The 12,421-nt window shown below is 75.8% G+C and carries 9 protein-coding genes; 3 read left to right on the forward strand and 6 right to left on the reverse strand.

Annotated elements, in window-relative coordinates:
- Window positions 1-177: 177 nt before the first annotated feature.
- From IE271_RS16120 to IE271_RS16130, 3 genes are all read right to left on the reverse strand, one after another.
- On the reverse strand, window positions 178-1,146 hold the full coding sequence (locus IE271_RS16120) for a Gfo/Idh/MocA family protein (protein ID WP_190190993.1): 969 nt from the start codon (window positions 1,144-1,146) through the stop codon (window positions 178-180).
- Window positions 1,147-1,294: 148 nt separating this feature from the next.
- Window positions 1,295-5,269: a substrate-binding domain-containing protein gene (locus IE271_RS16125; protein ID WP_190190994.1), complete on the reverse strand. Its 3,975-nt coding sequence runs from the start codon at window positions 5,267-5,269 to the stop codon at window positions 1,295-1,297.
- Window positions 5,270-5,431: 162 nt separating this feature from the next.
- Complete coding sequence (locus IE271_RS16130; protein ID WP_190190995.1) at window positions 5,432-6,406, reverse strand: pectate lyase family protein; 975 nt, start codon at window positions 6,404-6,406, stop codon at window positions 5,432-5,434.
- A gap of 315 nt (window positions 6,407-6,721) precedes the next feature.
- Here IE271_RS16130 and IE271_RS16135 point away from each other — a divergent pair, with 315 nt between their 5' ends.
- Window positions 6,722-7,051 carry a hypothetical protein gene (locus IE271_RS16135; protein WP_190190996.1) on the forward strand — a complete coding sequence of 110 codons (330 nt, stop codon included), beginning with the start codon at window positions 6,722-6,724 and terminating at the stop codon, window positions 7,049-7,051.
- Between the two features lie 256 nt (window positions 7,052-7,307).
- On the opposite strand, the gene IE271_RS16140 is transcribed toward IE271_RS16135, so the two are convergent.
- Both IE271_RS16140 and IE271_RS16145 read right to left on the reverse strand, forming a co-directional pair.
- Window positions 7,308-8,537: a cation:proton antiporter gene (locus IE271_RS16140; protein ID WP_190190997.1), complete on the reverse strand. Its 1,230-nt coding sequence runs from the start codon at window positions 8,535-8,537 to the stop codon at window positions 7,308-7,310.
- 3 nt (window positions 8,538-8,540) lie between these two features.
- Window positions 8,541-9,026, reverse strand: coding sequence for a cation:proton antiporter regulatory subunit (locus IE271_RS16145; RefSeq protein WP_190190998.1), 486 nt, complete (start codon window positions 9,024-9,026; stop codon window positions 8,541-8,543).
- Window positions 9,027-9,286: 260 nt separating this feature from the next.
- Between IE271_RS16145 and IE271_RS16150 the strand changes: the two genes are divergently transcribed.
- Window positions 9,287-10,246 (forward strand): HAMP domain-containing sensor histidine kinase, encoded by a 960-nt coding sequence (locus tag IE271_RS16150; RefSeq protein WP_190190999.1) that lies wholly within the window; start codon window positions 9,287-9,289, stop codon window positions 10,244-10,246.
- Window positions 10,243-10,902, forward strand: a complete 660-nt coding sequence (locus tag IE271_RS16155) for a response regulator transcription factor (protein WP_190191000.1) — start codon at window positions 10,243-10,245, stop codon at window positions 10,900-10,902. Before IE271_RS16150 ends, IE271_RS16155 begins: the two co-directional genes overlap by 4 nt.
- A gap of 75 nt (window positions 10,903-10,977) precedes the next feature.
- On the opposite strand, the gene IE271_RS16160 is transcribed toward IE271_RS16155, so the two are convergent.
- A complete protein-coding gene (locus tag IE271_RS16160) occupies window positions 10,978-12,093 on the reverse strand; it encodes a S1 family peptidase (RefSeq protein ID WP_373308775.1) in 1,116 nt (371 codons plus the stop codon).
- Window positions 12,094-12,421 lie beyond the last annotated feature (328 nt).

Here is a 12,421-nt window from a genome sequence, read left to right on the forward strand (position 1 = left end):
CGGCGTCGGCCCCCCGCACCTGCCGGTGCCGGGCGCCCGCGTCCGCCGGTGCCGGTTGCCCGCGTCCTGCCGTGTCGGCCTCCTGCACCTGCCCGCGTCGGCCTCCCGCACCTGCCGGGGCGGCGCACCCGCGTCCGCCGGCGCGCCGCCCCGGCAGGGTCCTCGCACCGCCGCCGGTCAGGCCGGCCGCACCTGGTCGATCAGGGTCTGCAGGTGCAGTCCGCGGCGGGCGTCGAGGTCGCCCGGGGTGCCGGTGCGCACGGCCGCGGCGAACTCCCGGCGCAGGACGGGCCAGGGCTCCTCGGGGCCGAGCGCGGCGCCGTCGAGGACCAGGGGCTCCTGCGGGCCGTACAGCTCGACGCGGGTGAGGCCGCCGGGCACCGCGACCGAACCGGACAGCGAGGCCTGGCTCACGGCCCCGTTGGCGTGTTCGCAGGTCAGCTCCACCCAGCGGCGCGGGTCGCCGGTGCCGCGGACCCGTACGACGGTGCCCACGGCGGCGTCCAGCAGGTCCAGGACGTGCGGTCCGATGTCCAGCAGGGCGCCGTGCTCCAGGCGCCAGGGGGTGGCGAAGTCGCCCCCGAGGAAGGCGCCGCTGAGGCAGCAGGCCCGGGCGCCCGAGACCTCCCGGCTCCGCGCCCGCGCCAGGAAGCGCCGTACCCCCGGGAGGTAGCGGTTGCTGAGGACCATCTGGGAGACCACGCCCGCCTCGGCGACGGCGTCGGCCACGCGCCGCGCCGACTCCAGGTCCGCCGCGAGCGGCTTCTCCAGCAGCAGGGCCCTGCCGGCCCGCGCCGCGCGCGGGGCGAGCCCGGCCTGGACGGCGGGCGGCACGGCGAAGGCCACCGCCTCGCAGCCGTCGAGGAGTTCGTCGAACGTCGCGGCGACGGCCGCGCCGTGGGGCGTGGCCGTCTCGCGGGCCGCCTCCGGACGGCGCGCCCACACGGCGGTCAGCCGGGTCTCGGGCCCGGCGGCGAGCACGGGCGCGTGCACGCCGCGCGCCCACGGCCCCGATCCGACGAGCCCGACGCGGACGGGGGAGTGGGGCCACGGGGACGACGGGTCCGTGAGCGGGGGCGACGGCTCCGAGGAGGGGGACGGGGCCGAGGAGAGGGACGGGGACGGGGACGACGGGTCGGTGGTCAAGCGGAGTCCAATCCGTGCCGTGCGCACAGCAGTCGGGTGTTGCGGCCGCTCGGACGACCCGGCCGGCGCGGGCCGGGACGCACGCGGGCCTGGACCGTGCGACGGTAGGGTTTCCGCCGGTCAGGGGCCACAAACACGCGAGGCGCCGTCACCGGCCCGCCGCCGCCCCGCCCCGTACGGCCTCCTCGCGGTAGGCGTGCGGGGCGACGCCGGTGACCCTGCGGAACACCCGGCTGAAGTACGCCCGGTCGCGGAAGCCCACCGAGCGGGCCACGCTCTGGATGCTGTCGCCGCCGGCCCGCAGGCGCTCGGCGGCGCGCCGGATGCGCAGCCGCGTCAGGTACTCCCACACCGTCAGCCCGAACTGCCGGTGGAACAGCTTGCCCAGGTGGTCCGCGCTGACCCCGGCGGCCTGCGCGACCTGCCAGCGGGAGATCTGCCTGCGGTAGTGCTCGTGGAGGAAGACCAGGGCGTCGTGCACCGGTGCCCTCGCGCGCGAGGACACCGTCCGGGCGTCCTCCGCCAGCCGCACCACCAGCGCCGCGGCCTCCTCGGGCGTGAACACGTCGAGGTCCAGCAGGAGCAGCGACGGGTGCGGCCTGGCGCGCCGGGCGTCGGCCGCGGTGAAGCCGTGGTGGCTGGTGACCACGACCGGGCACAGCGCACGGCCCGTCCCGTCGTGCACGCGGTCCACGACGTCCAGGGCGTGCATGTCGGGCAGCGACCGCTCCAGCACGATCAGACGGGGTGCCTCCTCCGCGACGAGGGCGAGGGCGGTCGTGCCGTCGGCGGCCACCCGCGACGGATGGCCGGGCAGCGCCGCCTCGACCAGCCGCCGCAGGGACTCCCGCGACCGTTCCGAGGCGGCGACCGCGACGACGGGTGCGGCGAGTCCGCCCGGGCGCAGCGCCCGCAGCGTACCGGCCAGGTCGGGGCCCGCCGCGCCGAACAGCAGGAACGGGGTGTGCCGCAACTCCGGACGGTCGTGCAGGCGCTGGACGGCCGGCCACTCCTCGGGCCGCGCCGCACGGGCGTCCCAGACGACGGCGGCGGGCGGGTGCCGCTCCACGGCCGCGGCCACGTCGTCGGCCGCGCCGAGCCGGTGCGGCCGCAGCCCGTGCCGCTCGGCGAAGTCCCGTACGTCGGCGGGCGGTTCGTCCCGCGCCGACACGACCAGCAGCGTGCCGTGCTGCTGCGCGGCGGGGCGGGCCGGGCCGCCGGGCGAGGGCAGCGGCAGGTCCAGGAGAAAGCGCACCCCGCGCGGCCCGTGGTCGGCGATCAGGGAGCCGCCGTGCAGCATCGCCAGCCGGTGGGCGGCGGCCACCCCGATCTCCGTCCCCGCCGGCCGTCGCTCCCCGGCGCCGGGACGCGGCGGCGGGCCGTCGTCCCGCGCGGTGACGGTGACGCGTACGGACGCCGGCCGCAGCCGGGCCGCGAGGGCCACCCGGCCGCCGTCCGGCGACCCGGCCGCCGCGGCGGCGAGCAGATTGCCGACGATCTGCCGCAGCCGCGTCTCGTCCGCCGACAGGGCCGGGAGCCGTGCGGGCAGGTCGAGCGACCAGCCGTCCGCGGCGCGGCGCGCGGCGGCGGCCGTGCGGAAGGCCGCCGCGAGGGCGGGCAGCGGGTCGAGCAGCCGCCGCGCCGGGACCAGGTCGTCCGCCTCGGAGCGGGACAGGTCCAGCAGGTTGTCGATCAGGTGCAGCAGCCGGCCGGCGTCCCGGCGCACCACGGCGAGCGCGTCGGCCGGATCGCCGCCCTCCGCGTGGCGCAGCAACGCCTCGACCGGAGGGCGCAGTTCGTCGGTGACGCTGGCCAGCAGCCGGGTCTTGAAGCGGCTGGCCTGCTCGGCGGCGTCCCGGGCCCGGCGCACCTCGTCGAAGAGGCCGAGCGCCTTGAGGGCGGCGCTGATCTGGTCGCCGAGCGCGCGGTACAACGCCCCGTCCCGCTGCGCGCCCCGCGCCGACGTGGCGTCGAAGACGGCGAACCCCAGGTGCTCCTCGCCGATGTGCAGGGGCTCCAGGACCAGCGCGAACCGGCCCCCGCGCGGCATCAGCGCGTCCGGCAGCAGCAGGGCGGCCGGGAAGGCGGGGCCCACCGGGGACGAGGGGCCCACCGGAGACCCGGGGCCGACGGGGGGCGGCGGGCCGGTCGGGAACGCTGAGTCGATCGGGAACGCTGAGTCCATCGGGAGCTTGGCGCCGACCGGGAACGCGGAGCCGGTGGGGGAAGCGGAGCCCTTCGGAGATGCGGAGCCGGTCGAGGACGTGGAGCCGTCCGGGGACGTGGGGCCGGTCGAGGACGTGGATCTGTCCGGGGACATGGAGTCGGTCGAGGACGTGGAGCCGTCCGGGGACGCCTGGCCGGCCGGAGGGCCGGGGCGCCCGCCGCCCCTCCGCTCGTCCCGGGTGAGCAGGGGCCGCGCCATGCCCCGTACGGCGGCCCCCGCCGTCTCCACGCCCGTCGTGGTGCCCGTCGCGCCTGCCGCGCCCGCCGTCTCCGCGCGCGCCCACGCGTCCTCGTGCAGCACCAGCCGGCAGCCCGGCATCCCGGCCGCCGAGGTGTGCCGTTCCAGGACGTCGCCCAGTCCCTCCAGATCCACCACGGTGGTCAGCGCGGTGCCGAGGTCGCGCAGCCGCTGCGCCTGCCGGCCCTGCGCCCAGCGTTCGTACTCGACGAGCCGCCGGGCCTTCTCGGCGACCATCAACCGGGCCTGGCCGAGGAGGAGTTCCGCGTGCCCGCGGCGGGCGGCGGGCTGCGCGGCGACCACCTGCGCGCGGGCGGAGGCCAGGGCCTCCTGCCACCGCGCCGCCTCCGCGAGCGTGCCGGCCCGGGCGCTCAGCAGGCGCTCCACGAGCGGCAGGAACGCCCCGGTCGGCGGACCGGCGTCCGGTCCCTCCGCGCGGCCCGCGCCGGGCTCCGCGCCGCCCGCCGGATGCGCCGTGTCCAAGATGTCCGCCGCGCTCTCCGTACCCGCCGCGTCCGCGGCGCCGGCCGTACCGGACACGTCCGCCGTCGTACCGGCCGTGTCCGCCGTCCGTGCCATGTCGGCCCGGAAGGCCGCGGCCAGCTCCGGGCCCGAGCCGGGGAGCGCCGCGCACACCTCGCCCCAGCCGTCGTCCCGCGTCCCCTCCGTGCGACCGGTGCCGGTCCGCGCGTCCGGCCGCCGCGTCCCGCCCGGCGCCGGGCCGTGGAAGACCAGCGGCGAGGGGCAGCCGCAGGAACGGCGGACCACCAGGGCGCCCGGAACCGCCGTGCGGTCCGGCGGCCGGGTGCCGCGCAACCGGGCCACCAGGGTGTCCACGGCGAGCGCGCCCAGTTCGGAGAAGGGCAGCGCGACGGAGGTGAGCGGAGGGTCGCACAGGCGCGCCTCGGGGGAGTCGTTGAAGCCGACGACGGCCACGTCCTCCGGGACGCGGACCCCGCGGCCGGTGAGGAAGCGCAGCGCGTCGGCCGCCAGGACGTCGCTGCACGCGACCACCGCGTCGAAGTCGACGCCCGGCGTCAGCCCGCGCGCCTCGACCAGCACCCGCATCGCGGAGGCGCCCGCCCCGGCGGTGAAGTCGACCGCGGCGCACACCAGGCCGTGCTCGTGCGGCACCCGGTGGTGCGCGAGCGCGTCGGCGTAGGCGCGGTAGCGGGCGTGCGACACGGGGTTGGCCAGCGGCCCGCGGATGCAGGCCGGGCGGCGCCGGCCGTGCGTGACGACGAGGTGGCCGACGGCCTCGCGCATGCCCGCGTACGAGTCCACGGAGAGGGTGTCGCCCTGCTCGCCGAGCGGCTGGTTGAGGCTGACCACGGGCAGGTGGGCGAGCTGGCGCAGCAGGCGCTGCGCGCGGGCGCCCGAGGCGGGCAGGCCCAGGGTCGAGCTCCAGCACACCACGCCGTCCAGGCGGGCGGGGCCGACCAGGTCGTACAGGGCGCTGCGTGGCACGTCGCCGTGGCGCAGGGGGCCGCCGGGGAAGCAGACGAGGCTGACGTCGTTGCGTTCGGCGGCCGCGCAGGCGCCGGACCACAGGGTCGCGCCGACGCCGAGGTGGATGTTCGCGGTGAGCAGGCCGACGGTGAGCGGCCGTGCCGGCCCGTACTGCTGCCCGCCCGTCCCGGCGGGCGCGTCTGTCGCCATGGGCGCCGCCTCGCTCGTCCAGCGGCCGCGGTGCTGTCGCCGACTCCTGCGGCGGCGTGGCCGGTGGGGGAACCTAGACGAGAGGGTGGGCCGGGGCAAGACCGGTGACGGAAGTGGCGTCACCGGTCCCGCCCCGGCGGGACACGTCGCGCGTGGGGCCGGTCAGATCTTGCCGACGCCCGCGCCCGCGGTCACCGACGCCTTGACGCTCGACGCCGACTGGGCGGTGTAGCCGTACGGGATGGAGGCCACACTGCCGCCGGTCCGGCCGCTTCCGGAGTTGGCGAAGTAGTTGTTCCTCGCCACGAGCGAGCCCTCGTCGGAGTCGCCCTCCCCGAGGTGGTACGGGTCGTCGGTGTTCTCGAAGTAGTTGCCCTCGACGAGGACGCCGGCGTTCTCGGTGGAGGCGACGCCGTAGGAGCCGATGTCGCTGAAGTAGTTGTTCAGCACGTGCACGGGGTTGCCGAAGCGGACGCGCGGGTTGCGCTGGTTGGTGCCGTCGAACCAGTTGTGGTCGTACGTCACCTTCAGCTTGCCCGTGTCCTCGGACGCGTTGTCGTCGGAGTGCCCGAGCAGCATGTTCTTGTCCTGGTCGTGGGTGCGGTTCCAGGACACGGTGATGTTGGTGGAGGCGCGCTTGATGTCGACGGCGCCGTCCTTCGCGCCGGAGATGTCGTTGTGGTCGATCCAGACCCTGGTGGAGTACTGGACGTTGATCGCGTCGTCGTTGGACCCGGTGAACGTCAGGTTCTGGATGATCACGTTGGTCGCGTTGGCGACGTTGAGGCCGCTGCCGGTGATCTTTCCGGCGGTGCCGACGCCGACGATGGTCTTGTTGGACGCGACCTTGGTCATCTCGGTCAGCGCGATCGTGCCGTTGACGCGCACGATCTGCGCGGAGCCGCTCTGCACCGCCGTCTTGAAGGCGGAGGCGTTGGTCACGGTGACCGTGGTGCCGCCGGCGCCGCCGGTCGTACCGGCGCCGAAGCCGATCGGTGCGGCGGCCGCCGCGGCCGCCGCACCCGGGTCGGCGGGAGCGGGGGCGCCGCTGGCCGTGGTGGCCCCGGCGATCGCCATGACGGCGGCGGTCGCCGCCGCGGCTCCGGTCAGGGTGAACCGTGCGCTCGTCCTGCGCATGGGAGTCTCCGTCCGTGGGGTGTGGGAGAAGTGCTCGGGGAACTGCTGTGGGGATGCAGCACCGGTGCCGCGCGGCCGGCATGCCTGCGAGGCTAAAGCGCTTTCTGTGGACGATGACGAGCCGTGTGTGGACTATTGCGAGCGATACGGGACGGCACCCGGCGGGCGTGTGGGCCCGGCACGGAGCACCGCGGCCGGCGCGGCGCCCGCGGCCGCGGACCCGCCCGGCTGTCGGTGGCGCGTGGAAGGGCGTGCCCGGCGGTGCGGCGGGGCTCCGCGTCGTCCACGGCGGACGGAAGGGCGGCGGAGCACGGTATGGGGCGCATGGGCGAGGTGTGGTGCGTGCGGAGCGGGGACGTGCCGGTCGGTGAGATCGCGATCGACGGGGGCGACTTCCCGTGGCTGGCGGGGCGGTTCACCGCCGGCCCGGGGTTCGCCGCGGTCGCGCCCCTGTTCGCGCGGGACATCGAGCTGACCGAGCTGGACGACGACGCCCGCTGGGACGAGTGGGAGCAGGTGCACGAAGAGATCCGCCGAACCGTCTCCCTGTCCTCGCCGGCCGGCCCGGTCCCGGAGTTCCTGCTGCACGTCGAGGGGGACCGCGCCCGGTTCCGCTGGAGCGACGAACCGTTCGCCGCGGACTGACGCCGCGCGGCGGGCGCCGGGGCGGGCGGCGCGGAGGGCGCCGGCAGGTCCACCCGCCCGGCGCCGCACCGGACGACGCCACCCGTCCCGGACCGACCCGGCCGATCCGGGCGGAGGCCGGGGGCGGAGCCGGGTCGGTCCGGGCGGAGGCCGGGGGCGCTGAGCCGGGTCGGTCCGGGCGGAGGCCGGAGCGGGGCGGGCGTGTGTGTCGGAGGGAGGGTTTCGGCCCTCCCCCCGACACACACGCCGGACGGGACTACTCGCGCGCCCCGCCGACCGGCGCCGCCTCCTCGGCCGCGCGGTCCGCGGCCGGCGGCTTGCCGCTGTCGCGGCGGGAGAGGAACCACCGGGCCACCGGCTCGGTGTAGCGCGCGGTGAGCGGACCCATCACGACCAGCAGCAGCACGTACGCCGTGGCGAACGGCCCCAGCTGCGGCTCGATGCCCGCCGACACGGCGAGACCGGCGATGACGATGGAGAACTCGCCGCGCGCCACCAGCGTTCCGCCGGCCCGCCAGCGCCCCTTCACGCCGACGTGGGCGCGCCGCGCGGCCCAGTACCCGGTGGCGATCTTGGTGAGCGCGGTGACCACGGCCAGCGCGAGCGCGGGGAGCAGCACCGGCGGGATGCTCGCCGGGTCGGTGTGCAGACCGAAGAAGACGAAGAACACCGCGGCGAACAGGTCCCGCAACGGGCTCAGCAGCGTGTGCGCGCCCTCGGCGACCTCGCCGGACAGCGCGATGCCGACCAGGAACGCGCCGACCGCCGCCGACACCTGGAGCTGCTGGGCGAGCCCCGCCACCAGCAGGGTCAGGCCGAGGACGACCAGCAGCAGCTTCTCCGCGTCGTCGGTGGAGACGAAGCGGGAGATGAGCCGCCCGTACCGCACGGCCGTGAAGAGCACGAGCCCGGCCACGCCCAGCGCGATCGCCAGGGTCACGCTGCCGGCGGCCAGGCCGACGCCCGCCAGCAGGGCGGTGATGATCGGCAGGTAGACCGCCATGGCCAGGTCCTCGAGGACCAGGATGCTGAGGATGACCGGCGTCTCGCGGTTGCCGAGCCGGCCGAGGTCGCCCAGGACCTTGGCGATCACACCCGAGGACGAGATCCAGGTGACGCCGGCGAGCACCACCGCCGCCACCGGCCCCCAGCCGAGCAGCAGTGCGGCCGCCGCGCCGGGCAGCGCGTTGAAGGCGAAGTCCACCGCGCCGGCCGGGTACTGCGTCTTGAGGTTGGAGACCAGGTCCGTGGCGGTGTACTCCAGGCCCAGCATCAGCAGCAGGAGCACGACGCCGATCTCGGCGCCGATCGCGACGAACTCCTCGCTCGCGCCGAGCGGCAGCAGCCCGCCCTCGCCGAAGGCGAGTCCGGCCAGCAGGTACAGCGGGATGGGCGAGAACTGGAAGCGGCCCGCCAGCCGGCCCAGCAGGCCGAGGCCGAGGATGATCGCCCCGAACTCGATCAGGAAGACGGCAGAGGAATGCACCCGTCACTCCTGCCCGATGATGGCCGCCGCGGCGTCCACGCCCTCGCGGGTGCCGATGACGATCAGGGTGTCCCCGCCGGCCAGCCGGAAGTCCGGGGCGGGCGACGGGATGGCGTCGGCGCGGCGCAGCACGGCGACCACGGAGGCGCCGGTCTCCGTGCGCATGCGCATGTCGCCCAGGACGCGCCCGTTCCACACCGACTGGGCGGACAGCGCTATGCGCTCGGCCACCAGACCCAGGTCGGTGGTGTGCAGCACGCTCGGGCTGTGGTGCGAGGGCATCAGGGCGTCGATCAGCGACGCCGTCTCCTGCCCGGTCAGGTGCAGCGAGTGGGCGCAGTCGTCGGGGTCGTCGCCCCGGTACACGTTCACCGACCGGGTGCCGTCCCGGTGCGCGATCACCGACAGGTGCCGGTGCTCGCGCGTCGTGAGGTCGTACTGGACACCGATGCCCGGCAGCGGTGTCATTCTCATCCGTGGAGCAGGCACGGCCTGTCCCCTTCCCTGTGCCCTGCGTGCGTACGTGGTCCGCGGCGGCCGTCGCACGAGTGGGACGATCACCGCAGGCCCACACATGTTGTCATCCGCCGGGCGCCCCCGGACATGGGTGTCGGCACGGATGGACAGGGCCGCCGGCACGCGTCAGGATGGCGGGGGGACCCAGGTCCCGCCGCAGGTCAGAGCACGTGCAACCCCGATGGACGGCCGTGACGGCAGCGGAGGCGGAAGTCGCGGAGGAAGGGGCGTGCGTGTCACTGTACTGGCGCATCTTCCTGCTCAACGCGGCCGTGCTGACCGTCGCCGTCCTGCTGCTCCTGGGCCCCGTGACCGTGTCGACGCCGATCCTGCACGGGGAGGCCCTGGTGCTGTGCGGGGGACTGGCCGCGATGCTCGCGGCCGACGCCGTGCTGCTGCGCATCGGGCTCGCGCCGCTGCAGCGCCTCACCCGCGCGATGTCCTCGGCCGACCTGCTGCGCCCCGGCAGCCGCCCCGACCCGGCCGGGCCGGGCGCCGTGGCCGAGCTGACCGTCGCCTTCAACACCATGCTCGACCGCCTGGAGGCCGAGCGGGCCGCAAGCAGCGCCCGTGCCCTGTCCGCCCAGGAGGCCGAGCGCAGCCGGATCGCCCAGGAGCTCCACGACGAGATCGGCCAGACCCTGACGGCCGTCCTGCTCCAGCTCAAGCACGCCGCCGACCGGGCGCCCGCGCCCCTGCGCGACGACCTGCGCCAGGCGCAGGAGACCACCCGGGCCAGCCTGGACGAGATCCGCCGCATCGCCCGCCGGCTGCGCCCCGGCGTCCTGGAGGAGCTCGGCCTGCACAGCGCCCTGCGCGCCCTGGCCGCCGAGTTCACCCTGCCGCCCCTCACCGTGCACCACCACATCGGCCCCGGCCTGCCCGCGCTCGGCGAGGCCGCGGAACTCGTCCTCTACCGGGTCGCGCAGGAGGCCCTGACCAACACGGCCCGCCACTCGGGCGCGGCCGAGGTGCGGCTGGAACTGCGCGGGGGCCCGGACGGGGGAGTGGAACTCGTCGTCCAAGACGACGGCCGGGGCCTCGGCCGGGCCGCCGAGGGGGCCGGCATCCGGGGCATGCGCGAACGGGCCCTGCTGGTCGGGGCCCGCCTGCTCGTCGGCGCGGCCCCCGGCGGCGGCACCGAGATCCGACTGCACGTACCCGCGACCGCGACGGAGGAAAGCCGACCATGAACCGACCGGACCCGGCGCGCGTGCTCCTGGCCGACGACCACGCCCTCGTCCGCCAGGGGGTCCGGCTCATCCTGGACAGCGAACCCGACCTCACCGTGGTCGCCGAGGCGGGCGACGGCGCCGAGGCCGTGGCACGGGCGCGCCGGGGCGGCATCGACCTGGCCGTGCTCGACATCGCCATGCCCCGGACGACCGGCCTGCAGGCCGCCCGCGAGCTGTCCCGCCTGCTGCCGGACCTGCCGCTGCTCATCCTGACGATGTACGACAACGAGCAGTACTTCTTCGAGGCACTCAAGGCAGGGGCGGGCGGCTACGTGCTGAAGTCCGTCGCGGACCGCGACCTGGTGGAGGCGTGCCGGGCCGCCCTGCGCGGCGAGCCCTTCATCTACCCCGGCGCCGAGACCGCCCTCATCCGCGGCTACCTCGACCGCGTCGAGCGCGGCGGCCCGCTGCCGGGCCGGGTCGTCACCGAGCGGGAGGAGGAGGTCCTCAAGCTCGTCGCCGAGGGCCACACCTCCAAGGAGATCGCCGACCTCCTCACGATCAGCCCGAAGACGGTCGAGCGCCACCGCGCCAACATCCTCCAGAAACTGGGCCTGCGCGACCGCCTGGAGCTGACCCGGTACGCGATCCGGGTGGGCCTGATCGAGCCGTAGGAACTGCCGCGGTCCAAGCGGACGCCCGGGGTGTGCTCCGCCGCCCACGGGCGGCGGAGCACACCCCGTACCGTGTCAGGCCGTGTGCAGCGTCAGCCCGTAGCGGTTCAGGATCTCGTTGATCGGCTGGTGCCAGGTCTCGCCGCCGGTGGAGCAGTTGCCCCAGCCGCCGGAGGTGACGCCCTGGGCCTGGTCGCCGCTGATGAACGAGCCGCCGGAGTCGCCGGGTTCGGCGCAGACGCTGGTCTTGGTCATCTGACGGACCGCGCCCTGGCTGTAGTTGACGGTCTCGTTCTTGGCGAGCACCGTGCCGCAGTGCCAGTGCGTGGTGGAGCCGGAACGGCAGATCGAGGCGCCGATCGGGGCCTCGTTGGAGCCGCGGACGAGCTGGTCGGAGACGGTGCCCCAGCCGAGCACGACCGGCACCGTCCACCAGCCGCTGCCGACGTTGACCCAGGCGTAGTCGTTCTCCGGGAACGACGAGCCCTGGAAGTTGCCGATGTAGGACCGGTCCCAGCCGCTGACGCCCTGGCCGGCCCCTCCGCAGTGCCCGGCGGTGACGAAGCCGCCGTGCACCGAGAAGCCTATGGAGCAGCGGACGTTGCCGGTGTAGTACGGGTCGCCGCCGACGGTGCCCGCGGCGAAGGTGCGCGGCGCCTCGGGGGTCTCCTCGACGGTGACGGGGCCCGCCGCGCGGGCGCGGGAGACGAACGCCTGGACATCGTTGTCGGAACGCTGCCCCTCGACCACGTTCACCACGACCGTGTTCGCCCGCGGGTCGACGTGCCAGCTGCCGACGCCCGCGGGCGCGGACAGCTTGTCGATGCGCGCCTTGACCGCGTCCAGCTCCTTCGCGCTGTGCTCGACGGTGCGGACGGCCGCGCCGGTCGCCCGTACCGCCTCGGCGGCCGCGGCGGACCCGTCGGTGACGGCGACGGTGAGCTTCCCGGTCTTCGCGTCGAGCCAGGAGCCGCCGAAGGCGGCGCCCGCGGCCTTCCGCGCCTCCGGCTCGACGGCGGTGGCCTTCTTCTCGGTGGCGAGGCGCTGCTCGGCCTGCGCCTCGGTGAGTCCGAAGTCCCGCTGCATGGCCGCGAGCAGCCCGGCGGAGGCGGGCGCCCCGGCGGCGGCGGGGGAGGGGTCGGGGGCGGCAGCGGCGGGCAGCGCGCCCGCGGTCGCCCAGGTGCCGAGCATGAGGAAGGCGGCCAGACCCGTGCGTACGACTGTAGTGCGTCTCAAGGCAGTAGCCCTTCGTTGTTCCAGCGAGGTGGGGGTGGAACAGCTGAACTGTGAGAGCGCTCTCATGGGGAGTTCGAGGCAGATGGTAGCGGCCCGTTCCTGGCAGGTCTATGCCAATGGACGGAGGAGGCGGGGGCGCGCACGGAGCCCGGCCGCCGTGCGGGGCGGGACAGCCGGCGGAGATACCCTGGTCGTCCCGCAAACCGGAGGGCCGTCCGTCCCCTCCGCCCCCGGACGCACGGCGCCGCTGTTTCCGGAGACCCTCGGTCTCCGGAAACAGCGG

It is taken from the genome of Streptomyces minutiscleroticus (genome assembly GCF_014650875.1).
GTDB lineage: Bacteria > Actinomycetota > Actinomycetes > Streptomycetales > Streptomycetaceae > Streptomyces > Streptomyces minutiscleroticus.

What these genes read in the sequence shown, in the direction of transcription:
- IE271_RS16125 (WP_190190994.1), bottom strand. Translation starts at nt 5,269, where the DNA reads ATGGCGACAGACGCGCCCGCCGGGACGGGCGGGCAGCAGTACGGGCCG.
- IE271_RS16130 (WP_190190995.1), bottom strand. Translation starts at nt 6,406, where the DNA reads ATGCGCAGGACGAGCGCACGGTTCACCCTGACCGGAGCCGCGGCGGCG.
- IE271_RS16135 (WP_190190996.1), top strand. Translation starts at nt 6,722, where the DNA reads ATGGGGCGCATGGGCGAGGTGTGGTGCGTGCGGAGCGGGGACGTGCCG.
- IE271_RS16155 (WP_190191000.1), top strand. Translation starts at nt 10,243, where the DNA reads ATGAACCGACCGGACCCGGCGCGCGTGCTCCTGGCCGACGACCACGCC.
- IE271_RS16160 (WP_373308775.1), bottom strand. Translation starts at nt 12,093, where the DNA reads ATGCTCGGCACCTGGGCGACCGCGGGCGCGCTGCCCGCCGCTGCCGCC.